This window comes from Flavobacterium sp. FlaQc-28, from assembly GCF_044007415.1.
Classification (GTDB): domain Bacteria; phylum Bacteroidota; class Bacteroidia; order Flavobacteriales; family Flavobacteriaceae; genus Flavobacterium.
In genome coordinates this window covers 336701-352426 of the sequence record NZ_JBIPCM010000001.1, presented here as the reverse complement: position 1 = coordinate 352426, position 15726 = coordinate 336701, and the positions used below count along the sequence as shown (strand labels likewise).

13 protein-coding genes are annotated in these 15726 nt (G+C 33.6%); 8 read left to right on the top strand and 5 right to left on the bottom strand.

The window, feature by feature from the left end:
* Nucleotides 1-5 precede the first annotated feature (5 nt).
* The 5 genes from ACHRVL_RS01485 to ACHRVL_RS01465 all read left to right on the top strand — a co-directional run bounded on the left by ACHRVL_RS01485 (nucleotide 6) and on the right by ACHRVL_RS01465 (nucleotide 5046).
* Nucleotides 6-1394, top strand: coding sequence for a dipeptidase (locus ACHRVL_RS01485; protein WP_089055944.1), 1389 nt, complete (start codon nucleotides 6-8; stop codon nucleotides 1392-1394).
* Nucleotides 1395-1808: 414 nt separating this feature from the next.
* Nucleotides 1809-2231: a hypothetical protein gene (locus ACHRVL_RS01480; protein WP_395409796.1), complete on the top strand. Its 423-nt coding sequence runs from the start codon at nucleotides 1809-1811 to the stop codon at nucleotides 2229-2231.
* Nucleotides 2232-2252: 21 nt separating this feature from the next.
* Nucleotides 2253-3215, top strand: a complete 963-nt coding sequence (locus tag ACHRVL_RS01475; protein WP_395409794.1) for a DUF6624 domain-containing protein — start codon at nucleotides 2253-2255, stop codon at nucleotides 3213-3215.
* Nucleotides 3212-3586 (top strand): BlaI/MecI/CopY family transcriptional regulator, encoded by a 375-nt coding sequence (locus ACHRVL_RS01470; RefSeq protein ID WP_129022624.1) that lies wholly within the window; start codon nucleotides 3212-3214, stop codon nucleotides 3584-3586. Before ACHRVL_RS01475 ends, ACHRVL_RS01470 begins: the two co-directional genes overlap by 4 nt.
* Complete coding sequence (locus ACHRVL_RS01465; protein ID WP_395409793.1) at nucleotides 3583-5046, top strand: M56 family metallopeptidase; 1464 nt, start codon at nucleotides 3583-3585, stop codon at nucleotides 5044-5046. Before ACHRVL_RS01470 ends, ACHRVL_RS01465 begins: the two co-directional genes overlap by 4 nt.
* A 200-nt stretch (nucleotides 5047-5246) precedes the next feature.
* On the opposite strand, the gene ACHRVL_RS01460 is transcribed toward ACHRVL_RS01465, so the two are convergent.
* Nucleotides 5247-6611 (bottom strand): saccharopine dehydrogenase family protein, encoded by a 1365-nt coding sequence (locus tag ACHRVL_RS01460; protein WP_395409790.1) that lies wholly within the window; start codon nucleotides 6609-6611, stop codon nucleotides 5247-5249.
* A 185-nt stretch (nucleotides 6612-6796) separates the two neighbouring features.
* Here ACHRVL_RS01460 and ACHRVL_RS01455 point away from each other — a divergent pair, with 185 nt between their 5' ends.
* A complete protein-coding gene (locus tag ACHRVL_RS01455; RefSeq protein WP_395409788.1) occupies nucleotides 6797-7183 on the top strand; it encodes a DUF423 domain-containing protein in 387 nt (128 codons plus the stop codon).
* A 205-nt stretch (nucleotides 7184-7388) separates the two neighbouring features.
* A complete protein-coding gene (pckA, locus tag ACHRVL_RS01450; protein ID WP_395409785.1) occupies nucleotides 7389-8993 on the top strand; it encodes a phosphoenolpyruvate carboxykinase (ATP) in 1605 nt (534 codons plus the stop codon).
* A 143-nt stretch (nucleotides 8994-9136) separates the two neighbouring features.
* On the opposite strand, the gene ACHRVL_RS01445 is transcribed toward pckA, so the two are convergent.
* Together ACHRVL_RS01445 and ACHRVL_RS01440 are read right to left on the bottom strand one after the other, a co-directional pair.
* The gene (locus tag ACHRVL_RS01445; protein ID WP_395409783.1) at nucleotides 9137-10195 is read right to left on the bottom strand and encodes a phytase; all 1059 of its coding nucleotides are present in this window, start codon (nucleotides 10193-10195) and stop codon (nucleotides 9137-9139) included.
* Between the two features lie 74 nt (nucleotides 10196-10269).
* Nucleotides 10270-13080: a TonB-dependent receptor gene (locus tag ACHRVL_RS01440; RefSeq protein WP_395409782.1), complete on the bottom strand. Its 2811-nt coding sequence runs from the start codon at nucleotides 13078-13080 to the stop codon at nucleotides 10270-10272.
* A 232-nt stretch (nucleotides 13081-13312) separates the two neighbouring features.
* On the opposite strand from ACHRVL_RS01440, the gene ACHRVL_RS01435 reads away from it, so the two are divergent.
* Nucleotides 13313-14413, top strand: coding sequence for a DUF4407 domain-containing protein (locus ACHRVL_RS01435; protein WP_395409781.1), 1101 nt, complete (start codon nucleotides 13313-13315; stop codon nucleotides 14411-14413).
* 143 nt (nucleotides 14414-14556) lie between these two features.
* Here the strand turns inward: ACHRVL_RS01435 and ACHRVL_RS01430 are convergent, their stop codons facing one another.
* Together ACHRVL_RS01430 and ACHRVL_RS01425 are read right to left on the bottom strand one after the other, a co-directional pair.
* Nucleotides 14557-15276, bottom strand: a complete 720-nt coding sequence (locus ACHRVL_RS01430; RefSeq protein WP_395409778.1) for a PH domain-containing protein — start codon at nucleotides 15274-15276, stop codon at nucleotides 14557-14559.
* A 71-nt stretch (nucleotides 15277-15347) separates the two neighbouring features.
* On the bottom strand, nucleotides 15348-15719 hold the full coding sequence (locus ACHRVL_RS01425; RefSeq protein ID WP_395409777.1) for an MmcQ/YjbR family DNA-binding protein: 372 nt from the start codon (nucleotides 15717-15719) through the stop codon (nucleotides 15348-15350).
* Between the last annotated feature and the right edge of the window lie 7 nt (nucleotides 15720-15726).

Genomic DNA, 15726 nt, shown 5'->3' with positions numbered 1-15726 from the left:
TTTAAATGGAAAATATTAAGTCCTACGTTCAACAACATAAAGATCGGTTTATCAATGAATTGATCGAATTATTAAAGATTCCGTCGGTTAGTGCTGACACCGCATACTCACAAGATGTTATTGATACAGCAGAGGCTGTAAAAGAAAGTTTATCAAAAGCAGGTTGCGATTTTGTCGAAACTTGCGACACTCCGGGTTACCCAATTATCTACGGAGAGAAAATTATAGATCCAAATCTTCCAACGGTTTTAGTTTACGGACACTACGATGTTCAGCCGCCAGATCCATTAGAATTATGGACTTCGCCGCCTTTTGAACCTGTTATAAAAACTACAGAAATTCACCCAGAAGGTGCAATCTTCGCGCGTGGAGCGTGTGATGACAAAGGTCAGATGTACATGCACGTAAAAGCGCTTGAATTAATGGTGCAAAGCAATACGTTGCCTTGTAATGTAAAATTCATGATCGAAGGTGAAGAAGAAGTTGGTTCGGCAAGTTTAGCTTGGTTCGTAGAACGCAATCAAGAAAAACTGAAAAACGACGTTATTTTAATTTCTGATACGGGAATGATTTCAAACCAACAACCATCGATCACGACTGGTTTAAGAGGTTTGAGTTATGTTGAGGTTGAGGTTACAGGTCCAAACCGCGATTTGCATTCAGGTTTATACGGTGGAGCGGTAGCAAACCCAATTAATGTTTTGGCAAAAATGATCGCTTCACTTCATGACGAAGACAATCATATTACGATTCCAGGATTCTACGATAAAGTTCAGGAATTATCTGCAGAAGAAAGAGCTGAAATGGCAAAAGCGCCTTTTAGTTTAGAAAAATATAAAAAAGCTTTAGACTTAAATGATGTTTACGGCGAGAAAGGTTATGTAACGAATGAGCGCAACTCAATCCGTCCAACATTAGACGTAAACGGAATCTGGGGCGGTTATACTGGCGAAGGTGCTAAAACGGTTATTGCGAGTAAAGCTTTTGCTAAAATCTCAATGCGTTTGGTTCCAAATCAGGATTGGGAAGAGATTACAGAACTTTTTACGAAACATTTTACAAGCATTGCACCAGCTGGAGTTACAGTAAAAGTGTCTCCGCATCACGGTGGTCAAGGTTATGTAACGCCAATTGACAGCATTGGATATCAAGCAGCAAATAAAGCGTACACAGAAACGTTTGGAGTTCCTGCAATTCCAGTTCGTTCAGGAGGAAGTATTCCGATTGTGGCTTTGTTTGAAAAAGAATTAAAAAGCAAAACGATTTTGATGGGATTTGGTTTAGACAGCGACGCAATTCACTCGCCAAATGAGCATTTCGGGATCTTTAATTACTTGAAAGGAATTGAGACGATTCCGTTGTTTTACAAATATTTTGTAGAATTAAGTAAATAAGAGTTTTACTGCGAAGACACTAAGACTCGAAGTTTTTTTAAGAATTACTTTGTAAAAATTTTAAACTTTGGCAAAGTTGAGTGTTATAAATATAGAATCCGTTCAGAAATGAGCGGATTTTTTTTTGAAAAGTTCAAAGGTTTTTTCAATTGCCTCCAGCTAAAGCTGGAGGCAATTTATTTAGGAGTATTCTCTGTTTCTTGGAATTTTATTTTCAGAATCTTTGTCAGAGTTTTAAGCTTTGACAAAGAAGGAAAAGACCTTTGTTCCTTTGAATCTCTGCCTCTTTGAACTTAAAACCTTAGTCCCTTAGCAACTTAGAATCTCAGAACCTTTAAAAAAAAACTTGCACATTAAAAATTTAACTCTACATTTGTAGAGCAACATCTATAATTGTAGAATTAAAAGCTGAATATGAAAAATCTATTTTTATTACTTCTTTGCGGATCATTGCTTTTGGGTTGTAAAAGCAAACCGATTAATCAGAAGATTGACAAGAAAAAAGAAGGTGTTTGGATAGACGACTATGTACAGGATAATGTTAGGTACAAATCGTATGAGTATTACAAACACGATGTGCCGGTAAAAAAATGGAAATCATATATAGACGGAAAAATTTATAAAACGGAGAAGTATAAAAATGGAATTTGTATTTTAAGGGTTTATTATGAGAATGGAAAATTAGAATCGAAAGGAAAAACAAAACTAGAGTTTGATGGAGCCTTGGCGCATTGGTTTTATTTTGGAGAATGGAAATTCTATTCGGATAATGGGAAATTAAAAGAAATTAGAAACTATGATAACGGCAAATTAATATCTGAACAAAAAATAAAATAAATCACTAATCAATTTTGATCTATGAAAATAATAATTGCTTTGCTTTTTATTACGCTGAATATTGGTTTGATACAATCGCAAACTTATAAAGATTTTGTTGCAAAAGGAGCTTCTTGTTATAATGTAAAAGATTATAAGAATGCTGTTTCTTATTATGAAAAAGCATTTAAAATTGAACACAAATCATCTTCAGATTTGTACAATGCAGCTTGTGCGGCGGCTTTAAATAATGATGATAAAAAAGCTTTTAAGTGGCTGGATTTGGCAATTGATAATGGATATGAAAAAATTGCACATATTAAAATAGATAATGATTTGAAATCGCTGCATGATAAGAAAGAATGGGAACAGACAATTGCTAAACTTCAGAAAAAAATAGATATTCTAAGCGCCAATTTTGATAAACCGCTTCAAAATGAGCTTTTGGATATTTATACGGAAGATCAAGGTATTCGAAGAGAATTTATGAAAGTTTATAAAGACCCTGCGTCTGACAAAAGGAAAATTGACAGTATTGGTAAAATAATGAACAAAAAAGACAGTATTAATTTGGTAAAGGTTATGAAAATACTGGACGAAAAAGGCTGGGTTGGAAAAGATAAAATAGGAGAACAGGCAAATCAAACCTTGTTTTTGGTTATTCAGCATTCTGATTTAAAATATCAGCAAAAGTATTTACCAATGATGAGAGAAGCTGTGAAAAAAGGAAATGCAAGTCTAGCGAACTTAGCATATTTAGAAGATAGAGTTGCTTTAAGAGAAGGTAAACATCAAATTTATGGAAGTCAGTCAGCAAAAAATAAAAAGACAAATCAATGGTATATATCGCCTTTGATAGATCCGGATAATGTAGATAAAAGACGTGCTGAAGTGGGGCTTGGTCCTATTGCCGAATACGCGGCAAAAATGAATATCGATTGGAATCTTGAGGCCTATAAGAAAGAATTACCAGAATTGGAAAAACTTGAAAATATTAAACAATGACACAATTATCAAACTCAGAAGAACAATTAATGGAGCATCTTTGGAAGCTTGAAAAAGCTTTTATGAAAGATTTGCTAGAAGCATATCAGGAACCAAAACCTGCAACGACAACCGTTGCAACACTCCTGAAACGTATGATTGATAAGAAATTTGTTGCATATAACGAATTTGGAAACTCGAGAGAATATTATCCTCTGGTTAAAAAAACTGATTATTTTTCGAAACATGTAAAAGGATTGATTAATAATTTCTTTAATAATTCGGCCTCGCAATTTGCTTCGTTTTTTACAACCGAAACAAATTTATCAGCTTCTGAACTAGAAGATCTTAGAAAAATAATTGATTCAGAAATCCAAAAAAAGAAAAAATGACAGCCTTTCTTATAAAATCGACAATAGCTTTGTGTGTGCTTCTTGGGGCTTACCATTTGTTTTTAGAAAAAGAAAAATTTCATAGGTTTAATAGGTTTTTCTTAATTTTTAGTGTTTTAATTTCTTTTGTATTGCCTTTTATTACGATCGAAATTATACAAGAAGTTGCAAGTACGGCTAATAATAGTGTGATAGTTCCTGGGCAGATTACAGCAAGTGTTGTAAAAGAGGAGACTCCTTTTTACTTGATTTTCGGCTGGGCTTTATATGGGATAGTGACCGCTGTTTTATTTTTTAGATTTACGGCTAACTTGTATAAATTGATAAAAAAATCAAAAGCAGGTGTAAAAATAAAATATCAAAAAGCAACATTGGTTTTGTTGCAAGAGCAGACGCTGCCGTATACTTTTTTGAATACCATTTTTATAAATGAAGCGGAATATCAAAACAATAAAATAGAGACTGAATTATTTACGCATGAGTTAATTCATGTCAATCAGAAACATTCTCTTGATATTTTACTAATTGAAATAATTAAGAATGTTTTTTGGTTCAACCCAATTTTTATCTTTTATAAAAAAGCAATACAACTCAATCATGAATTTCTTGCTGATGAAAAAGTTGTAAAATCACATAACAATGTTTCGTTTTACCAGAATTTATTACTGTCTAAAGCGAATCAAAATCCAGTATATTACTTGGCCAGTAATTTGAACTATTCTGTAACTAAAAAAAGATTAATTATGATGACAACCACGACATCTCCTTCAAGGGGATTCTTTAAAAAGACAATTCTTTTGCCGTTATTTACTGGGCTTGTATATTTTTTATGTACTAAGACTGTAGCGCAAGAAGTAAAAGCAAATAATGAAGCCGCACCCAAAAAGGGTTCTTATGCAACGTACTATGATAAGACAACTTTTAAAATTAAAAATGATAAAGGAGTTGTCGTGACTGAGAAAAAATACAAAGAGCTTACTCCTGCAGAAAAAAAAGCGGTGCCAAATGTACTTGAGGGATTAAAATTTCCTCCAACTAAAGAAGAAATGGATACAAGGATCGAAAAAGGGGGTCCGGATACTATAGAAATTGATTTGTATGATCCAAAAAATCAAAAAGTAAAAAAAGAGGAAGGTACGGTTTATAAAACAGTTGATTTAAGTGAGGATCCAACTTATCCTGGAGGAATGGAGGCGTTTTATAAGTTTGTTGGACAGAATTATAAAACACCTGTAACGCCTGCAGATGTAAAGTTGAAAGGCAGAGTTTACATTACTTTTGTAGTAGGCAAAGATGGAGCTTTGACTGATTTTAAATTATTAAGAGATATTGGGTACGGAACAGGTGATGAAGCAATTAGAGTGCTTAAGCTTTCTCAGAACTGGGTGCCGGGGAAAGTTAATGGTGAACCGGTTGCTACGATGTACAGTTTGCCAATTACGATTCAGTCTGAAAAATAGGTTTTTTTTGAGGTGCAAAGGTTCAGAGGTACAGAGGTGCAAAGGCGCCGAAGTTTTAAAAGAACCTTTGAACCTATGCGTCTCTGGACCTTTGTCCCTTTAAAAAGAAAAAAAATCCGCTTTCAGAAGTATCTGGAAGCGGACAAATAAACTAAAAAAAAATTCTAAAAAATTCTAAAAAAAACCAACTTATATCAGATTTAAAATAAATCTGGATTATATCCAAAATAAGGCATAGTTTGTTCGTTAAAAATAACGCCATGCTCTTCTAATTCTTTCAAAATAGGTAAGTAAACTTCTTTTTTTATAGGAAGCTGTACTCCTGGGGTTGTGATTTTTCCGTTTAAAATCAGTAAAGTTGCCATGGCAACAGGAAGTCCCACAGTTTTTGCCATTGCGGTATAAGTTTGATCGTCGCCAATACAGACCATTTTTGAATCGATTTGTTCTTTTTTGCCGTTTAGCTCATATCCAAATTTATGATACATAACGATCATATCTTTGTCTTCAGGTTCTAGAGTCCAGCTGTCAGTTAAGATTTTTTCTAAAATTTGAGCAGGAGTAGCATTTGGCAGATTTACTTTTTTATTGGCGTTAAACAAATCCAATTCTAAAAGTTTATCCCACATAATATCGTCTTGATCAATTTTTAAAATCAAGCGTGTTTTTATTTCTACAGAATCAGTTGGGTGATAGGGAAGAAAAGAGTTCACAAATTGTCTGTAACTCATATTTTCAGAATCTTCCATGATATAACTGTCGTCTGTCATGCCTAGCTGCACAAACATATTCCATGCTTTAGAAAAACCAACTCTTCTTATTGTTCCTCTGTACAAGGTTAAAATATCATCTAAACCATATATGGATCTGTATTTAAGAGAATCACGATTAGAATAAGCTTCAAATTTTCCGTAGTCTTCCACTTCCAGAAACTCAGTTCTGCGAAATAAAGCACTGTACGGAATATATTTATAAGTTCCTTCTTGAATAAATTTTGCTGCGCCGCCTTGTCCCGCTAAAACTACATTTCTAGGCGCCCAGGTAAATTTGTAATTCCATAAATTATTATCGCATTCAGGTGCAACCAAACCTCCGCAAAACGATTCGAAAAGAAGCATATTACCTCCTTTAGATCTAATTTCGTCAATAACTTTCATGGCACTCATATGATCAATTCCGGGATCAAGGCCAATTTCATTCATGAAAATTAAGTTGTTCTTTTTTACCTCTTCATCAAGAGCCTGCATAGCATCACTGATATAAGAAGCAGTAACCAAATGTTTTTTAAATTGAAGACAATCCTTTGCTATTTCAATATGTAAATGAGCCGGAAGCATTGAAATTACAATCGAAGCTTTTTCAATAGCAGCTTGTCTTTCGTTTGTATTAAAAATATTTAAAGCAATTGGAGTTGCATTAGGATGATTTTGTGTTTTCTTTTCGGCCAAAGCCAAAGATAAATCGGCCACAACAAGATGCAGGTTTTCACTTTCAGATTTTGAAAGTAAATAGCGTATTAACGAAGATGCTGATCTTCCTGCTCCAATTATTAAAATGCTTCTCATAACTTAATTATTTAACACAAACATATTAAAATGTTATAAATATAACAAATGTAATTTTAAAAATGATATTTTTTTTATTCGCAATGAAACTCTTAATTGTAATTAATAAATGAAATATTTATAAAACTAAAATGAAAATTGGATAGGAAGAGGTATTTTTGTGTAAAAATTAAAAGTTTATAAAAATGAAAAGAAAAATAGTTTTAACAGGCGCTTTTATTGGAATGATAGCTATTATTTTTGGAGCTTTTGGAGCTCATTTATTAAAGAAATATTTGTCTATTGAAGAGTTAAATACTTTTGAAGTTGGTGTTCGTTATCAAATGTATCATGCGCTTTTTTTACTTTTTCTTTCAACAAGAAAAGAAATTGCCGAAAAAACTGTTAAAACAATTTATAACCTAGTAGTTGCAGGGGTAATTCTATTTAGCGGATCTATCTATTTACTAGCTACAAAAAGCCTGACTGTTTTTGACTTTAAAATTATCGTATTCGCAACACCTTTGGGTGGTTTTTTATTAATTCTTGGCTGGGCAGTGTTATTTCTTGCTATTTTGAGGAAAAAATCATAAAATCTCGAATAAAAAATTCTATCTAAAATTAAATCTTTAATTTTGTCTCATAAATAACATATAATGTTACTTGTGTGAATTTTTATTGCTTTTTGTCGGCATCGATAAAAAATATAACAATTTACAAACCTGAGATTAATGTCTTAAGTATCAAGTAAGATTATATTTGTGCACCAAAAAAATAACACACACAACATTAAATTTTATGGACAATAACACACTTTTTGCGCAATCGATTTCGTTGAAAGAATTAGGGATAGAAAATGCAACGGTTCGGTACCAGTTAACTGCAGATGAACTGCATGCAATAACTGTGCAGTCAGGACAAGGTGTTGAAGCCTCTACAGGTGCTTTGGCAATCAACACAGGTGAGTTTACAGGACGTTCTCCACAAGATCGTTTTATTGTAAAAGACAGTATAACTGAGGATAAAGTTTGGTGGGGAAATGTAAATATTCCTTTTTCGCCAGAAGCTTTTGATAAGTTATATAATAAGGTAACACAGTTTTTATCAAACAAAGAAGTATTTGTTCGCGATTCTTATGTTTGTTCTGATAAAAATTACAGACTAAATGTTAGAGTGGTTACAGAAACTGCTTGGTCAAACTTGTTTTGCTATAACATGTTTTTAAGACTTGAAGAGTCTGAATTGGCGAGCTTTACTCCAGAATGGACTGTAGTTTGTGCGCCAAGTTTTATGGCAGATCCTGCTGTAGATGGAACACGTCAGTCTAATTTTGCTATTTTAGATTTTACTAAAAAAGTAGCGCTTATTGGAGGAACAGGTTATACAGGAGAAATGAAAAAAGGAATTTTTTCAGCTTTAAACTTCATTCTTCCAGTTTTCAAAAATACACTTCCAATGCATTGCAGTGCCAATGTTGGTAAAGACGGAGATACTGCCATTTTCTTTGGTTTATCAGGAACAGGAAAAACAACTTTATCTGCAGATCCAGAACGTAAGTTAATTGGAGACGATGAACACGGATGGACTGCCGAAAATACAGTTTTCAATTTTGAAGGCGGTTGTTACGCTAAAGTAATCAACTTATCTGAAGAAAATGAACCAGACATTTTTAGAGCCATCAAAAAAGGAGCGCTTTTAGAAAATGTGGTTTTCAAAGCGGGAACAAACGAGGTAGATTTTGATGATGTTTCAATTACTCAAAACACTCGTGTAAGTTACCCAATAACACATATTGACAATATTCAACCAGGATCTATTGGACATAATCCTAAAAATATATTTTTCCTAACAGCAGATTCATTTGGAATTCTGCCTCCAATTTCTAGATTAACTCCAGGACAAGCGGCTTACCATTTTATCTCTGGATATACTGCAAAAGTTGCAGGAACTGAAGCTGGAGTTACAGAACCGCAGCCTAATTTCTCTGCTTGTTTTGGAGCGCCTTTTATGCCGTTGCATCCAACAAAATATGCTGAAATGTTAAGCAAAAAAATGAAAGATGCTGATGTAAAAGTTTGGTTGATAAACACTGGTTGGACTGGCGGACCTTACGGCACAGGAAGTCGTATGAAGCTTAAGTACACTCGTGCTATGATTACGGCAGCATTAAACGGTGAGTTGGATAATGTAGAATACAAAAATCATGCGGTTTTTGGAATTGCAAAGCCACAATCTTGTCCTAATGTTCCAGTTGAAATTTTAAATCCTAGAAATACTTGGGAAGACAAAGATTTATACGATAAAAAAGCGTTAGAATTAGCTCAAAAATTCAAAGCTAATTTTGCGAAATTTGAAGAATTTGCCAATGCTGAAATCTTAGCAGGCGCACCGATTATAGAATAAGAATAAGGGGGATTTTTTTAATTCAAATTAAAAAAGCTGTTCGTAACGAACAGCTTTTTTTGTTTCAAGTTTGAAGTTTCAGGTTTGAAGTTTTGGGTTGAACGTGGAACCTGAAACTTCAAACTTGAAACAAAAAAAAACAACTATTTCTTCCCTTCGTCAATTCGTTTTTGGATTAAATCCCAAGTGTAGTAATGAAAAGTCATTCCGTTGCTCATCGCTACGAAAAGTCCGTTTTTGTATTTTGGTCCCAAGTTTACATTTGTAACATCGGCGCCATCGCATTCAATTGTTGAGGTTGGAACTTCGGCCAATAAAGGATGATTGTTTGGATTTCCGTTTGCACCTTCTCTCGGATAAACCATAAAAGAATTTGCTTGTTGATTAGATACCAAAATATAACCTGTAGAATCTGTTTTTTTGTAGATTGCTATTCCTTCATGATCAGCTTTGAAATCTTTTTGACCAAAAAAAGCTAATTCTTTATTGTCATTTAAAGCAGGATCAGCTTTGTATTTTCTAATTCCAACTTGTTCGTCGCAATAGTAAACAAAACCTAATTCGTTATCAACCGCGATAGCTTCGATTTCTTTTTTACCGCTGTAAGTTCCAAATTTGCGAACCACTTTTGCCGCAGCAAATTTTCCGTTTCCAGAAAGTTCATATTGCCATAAATAACTTCCAGAAGGCCCCGTTTTTCTTCCTACAATGGCAAAAATCTTTTGGTCGCTTGGTCGTGTATATAAAGAAACTCCCATAGGATCACGCAAAGATTCACCTTCAAAAACTTCAATTTCGCCGTTATCAATAGGTTCTAAATCCGGCAGACTAAAGATTCTAATTTTGTTGCTTTCACGTTCTGTTGTAACAGCAATATCTACTTTTTTTCCGTCAATGATTAATCCGTAAGCGATATCAACATTGTTAGGACGTTTTAGAGTAATTGACTTTTTAAGGATTTTTCCATTCAAATCAAAAGCATATAAAGCTCCGTCAGAATCTTTATCTGTTCCCACAATAATACTTTTCGAAGGATCTGTGGGGTGAATCCAGATCGAAGGATCATCAGTATCATGAGGTAAAGCTTCGGTAACAGTTGTTGGTTTTACAGCATTTGGCTGAATTGGTGCTAATTTGTCGTCTTTACAAGCTGTAAAGGCAAGGCTTATAAGTAAGAAAGCAAGTATCGATTTATTTTTCATTTTAGTGTTTTATTTTAAATGAATTAGACAGAACCGCTAAGTCCTGTCTAATTTAGTAGTTTTTATAATTGATTTTACAAGTCTAGTTTCAATCCTAAATTGTAACGAGCTTGATAATATTCAGCTTGTTTAGTGTGAGCAGAAACTCCTTGATAGTAACGCAAAGGCTGATTTGTTAAATTGTTTGCCTCAGCAAAAACACGAAGCTGTTTTGTAATCTTGAAAGTAGCATTTGCATCCAAGAAAAACTGTTTGTCATAGTAACTGTCTTTATAAGATTCTGAACCTAATTCATCTAAATAATCAGACGTAAAGTTGGTTGAAATTCTAGCAGAAAAACGTTTGTTTTCCCAAGACAAAGATCCATTAAACATATGAGGAGTTGTTCCCGGAAGACTAATGTTGTTTCTTTCGTTTCCATCTTCATCCGCAATTCCTCTTGCTTTAGATTTTGTGTATGTATAGTTTAAATAGATACCAAAACCTTTTAAGAATTTACCTGGCAAGAAATCTAACTGACGCTGAAAAGCAACTTCAAATCCGTAAACATCAACTTTATCACCGTTTCTAGATTGTAAAAATGACCAGTTTTCGCCAGCAAGAATTGGGTTTGTCTGATTTGGAAAATCAGCAGCAAATTTTACACTGTCGTATTGATTGTCGCTGTAGTTATAGATAAAATCATTTAATCTTTTGTAAAAAACACCTCCAGAAATCAAACCAACTGATTTGAAATAATTCTCGGCCATGAAATCGTAATTGTAAGAGTAAGTAGCGTCAAGATCAGGATTTCCTGCAGTGATTTCTTTATCAGCAGCAATATTGTTTACATATGGTGCTAATGCATAATAGTTTGGTCTTGCCAGCGCCGTTGTTGCTGCGGCTCTTAGAACTAAATCTTTCGTCGCATTATATTGAAATGAAATACTTGGTAATAAATTAGTATAAGAGTTTGTAGTGTTGATTTGGCTTTCTAATTCTTCTTCATCTAAAACTCTGTTTCCTGTATAATCAATATGAGTGTTTTCAACACGGAAACCTAAAACCATAGAAAGTTTGTCGTTAAAGTCTTGATCCCATCTCACGTAAGCAGCAGTAATTCTTTCTTTAGCATTATAGTTTACAGCTAAATATTCTGCTGGATCAGCTTCTTTGTCAAATAATGTAGGGTTATTCAAATCTAAGCCTCCTAAGAAAGAAGCCGAAGCAAAAGTTCCCGGTACATATTTGCTTCCTGGATTAAAGTTTTTCCCATCATAATAACTCGTTGGAACTTCAGATAATAATTCCATTCCGTCATTGATTGGTTCATACGAATAGAAACTATTATTTCTTTCTTTCTCTTTTAAACGTAGTCTTAGCCCAGTTCTTAATCTTCCTTTTTCTCCTGCAATTACTGAGAAAGGAAAACGGATATTTACTTTTGCTCCAAATTCACTTTCGCTTGTTTCGTCTGTGTTTTCGGTAACCGAATCAAATTTGAATTTATCTGTAGATTCTCCAACAGTTGTCAATAAAGGAAATCTAGGATCAGATAAATCTTCCATCATATCTAAACCTTTTTGACGGTATTCGATATAGCGTTCTTGCGGACGATATTCTCTTGCTTTTGCATAGTTTGCCGACCAGTCTAAATCTAATTTTGAGTTAATCAAATGTTCACCTCTAATAGAATAATTTTGTACACGCTGGTCTTCTAATCTTCTGTTTTTGTTTCGGTTATTATCAACACCGCCTTTTGTCTGACGTTTTACACGACCTTCAAAACCAGTAATTTTTTCACCATTATAAATTGGTTCAATATCATCATAAGTAGTTCTGAAACGATTTTCTCTATCGTCTCTCCAGTTGTAAATTGCATTCGCAAAAATGGTATTGTTTTCGTCAAATTTATAGTCTAAAGCAACAGATCCGCTGCGGCGAATACGTTGTACATCATATTTTCTAATTTCTGAAGCCTGAAGATATTCATTTCCGAAGTCATCCTTTACCCATTCGTTTTCGATATTGTCAGAACCGTAATCAACATTGTTGTACGATCCGCTGAAAACAGCACCAAGTTTATTGTCTAAAAAGCGATTTCCATAAACTAAACCTGCTGTGTAAGAAGCATGTTCACGAATTGGTAAATAACCTCCAGCCAAAGTTGCCGAGATTCTTTCTCCGTTTGGAGTTGCTCTCGTAATTAAATTTACAGAACCTCCAATTGCATCAGCATCCATATCTGAAGTCAAAGTTTTGTTAACCTCAATAGTCGAAATCATATCAGACGGAATCAAGTCCATTTGTACATTTCTATTGTCTCCTTCTGCAGACGGAATTCGGTCACCATTTAAAGTAACTGAGTTTAAAGATGGCGCAAGTCCTCTAATGATAATGTTACGAGCCTCACCTTGATCATTTTGCATTGTAATACCTGGAACACGTTTTAAAGCGTCACCAACATTGGCATCAGGAAAACGTCCCATTTGATCAGATGAAATTACGTTTCCGATGTTTTTATTGTTTTTTTGTTGATTTAAAGCTTTAGCCTGACCTTTTAAAATATCGCCGACTACAACTTCATTAAGTTCTGTTCCTGATGTTTTAAGTGCAAAATCAAGTACATTATTTTTACCCTGTTCAACAGTGATTTCTTTTGTTATTGAAGTGTAACCAATGTATTTCACTTCAACTTTATAAGTACCGGCATTAATGTTTAATAATTCAAAACGACCATTATAATCTGAAACTGTGTATTTGTTTTCACCCGTTATTTGAATCATTGCTCCAGGTAACGGAAGTTTGTCGTCTATATCTAATACTTTTCCTGATAGTATTGCTTTTTGGGCAAAACCAGAAAAGGTCAAAAGTAAGAACGTTAGTAATAAGTAGAATTTTTTCATTGTTTTTTAGTTTGATTTTGGTTGCGAAACTAGAACCTAAGTATTACTAAAAGCCTTTAAAAAAATTAACAAAAGGTTATAATTAATCAAATATGGCTGAAAATATTAATGTTAAAATAACATTTATAGCGCAGGATGTTTGTTCCAAGTAAAAAGAAATCAAGTATTTATCTCAGATTTGAATTTTTGGCGTTAAATTTGCCTTATCAATCACAATCAAAAATCATCAATCATGTTAAAACAATTTTTCATCTTATGTTCTGGAGCCGACAGAGATCTTCTCGAAGGCTGCTCTGAAGGCGAACAAACCAAATATGTTGGTATTGGCGCCACCGTTTTCTTTACCGCAGTTATGGCTTTCCTAGCCAGTGCATATGCACTTTTCACTGTTTTCGACTCTATTTATCCTGCTCTAATTTTTGGCTTTGTATGGAGTTTGTTAATCTTCAATTTAGATCGTTTTATTGTTTCTACGATCAAGAAGAGAGACCGTTTTTTTGATGAATTTCTTCAGGCAACGCCTAGAATTATGCTGGCAATTATTATTGCGATTGTAATTTCGAAACCATTAGAAATTAAAATTTTCGAAAAAGAAATCAATACTGTTTTGTTGAAGGAAAAAAACGAAATGGAATTAGCCAATAAAAAACAAATTGGCACTTATTTCAAATCAGATTTAGATAAAAACAAAGGAGAAATTGCTGCTCTAAAAGCTGATATTGTAAAAAAGGAGAAAGAAGTTAATGCTTTATATTCAACTTATATTACAGAAGCGGAAGGAACTGCCGGAACTAAAAAATTGGGAAAAGGACCAGTTTATAAAGAAAAACGCGAAAAACACGATGCCGCTTTAAAGGAATATGAAACTCTAAAAGCAGCAAACGAAGCAAAAATTGTAGAGAAAGAAAAAGCAGGTAAACAATTGCAAACCGATTTGGATAAAAAAGTTTCGCAGACACAGCCTATTATAGAAGGTTTTGACGGATTAATGGCGCGTATAAATGCGTTGAATAAGCTGCCTTGGCTGCCGTCGTTTTTTATAATGTTATTGTTCTTGGCAATTGAAACGTCTCCAATTATAGCTAAATTGCTGGCGCCAAAAGGCGAGTTTGATTTTAAACAAGAAGAAGCTGAAACGGCTATGAAAGCAACTTTGGCTCAAAATAAATACCAACGTGATTTATTAGTTAAAACGAGTGCCGTAATGCATGATAAAGTTTATGCTGATATTGCCGAAGATAAAGGATTGTTTGATTTACAGCGAAAAAACGCAAAAGAACTACTGGAATTACAATCGCATAAATTTGTAGAAAAACAGAAAGCGACTTTATAAGTCGAAAGTTGGAAAGTCTAAAGTCATAAAGTCGATGTAGAGACTTAAAAAAGAAAGCCAGAAATAGAAATTCTATTTCTGGTTTTTTATTTAGACAAAGTCAAAAACTTTAAGACTTTCGACTTTTGACTTTAGGACTAATTTTACATGTAACTTAAAATCTCTTTTTTAAAAGCATCGTATTCGCCTTGCATGATTAAGCCATTATCAAGAAGTTTTTTGTAATTCTGTAATTTGTCAAAAAGCTCTTCTTTAGATAAATCAGCTAATGTGCGTTCGCCGGCAGGCTGACTTGGTTGAGTTGGAAGTGGTTCAAATGTTTCAGTATAAGTTGGTGCCGCTGGTAAAATTTCAGCAAAACTTGTTACTTCTTCAGTTTCAACTTCTTCAACCTCTTCAACTTCATCAATTTCTTCTTCGTATTCTGGTTCAACAATTTCTTCAATTGGTGTTGCCGTTACAATTGGATTTTTCAAGATATCTAATTGCTCTTTAGCGTAAGTAAAAATCTTTCTAGCCTGAATTTTCGGAATATAATCTATAGAAGCTTGAATGTCTGTTTTAGTAGAAAAAGAAAATTCTGAACCCAAAATATTTTCTTTTACAAAAGTACCAACGATTTCATCCCAAGTATAATCTGTAAAATCCATCGAAAGACCTAAGTTTTTAGGCTTACAAATAATAATACGTTTGTTTGTTAATACTATGCTATCAGGAAAAACAGTAATTGCAGGTTTTTTTTGAACGGCTATATATCCAACTTCTTCACCTTTCATCAATAAATCTGTAAGTTTTGAAGTGATTTTTTCAATCGCTTTTGGATCTTGTTCTTCGTTAAGAAATTTTTTAAATTGTTCTTTCATATTTTTATAAGTTGCTAAGTTACACAGTAACTGAGTTGCTAAGTTTTTTTCTTACCGTGCAAATGTAATGCCTAATTTTCTAATTCGATAATTTCGTTCTGAATTTTCTTTGTCAAACTTTTGAAAACCAATTCGTACGAATGATCAATTAATTCTTTTACGAATTTAATGGGTAAATTTCCATTTAAAGCAACCGTATTCCAGTGTACTTTACTCATATGGAATCCGGGTTGTATTTCATCGTATTCGGCTCTGAGTTCCTGCGCGTGTTCGGGATCACATTTTAAATTTACCGATTGTTCGTTTTTCTCCCATTGTGATAGAGAAGATAAAGCAAACATTTTTCCACCTACTTTAAAAACTAAAGTATCTTCATCAAAAGGAAAATGCTCGCTGACGCCTTTTTTTGAAAGACAATATTCATAAAACGTTTCTAAATTCATAACTGTT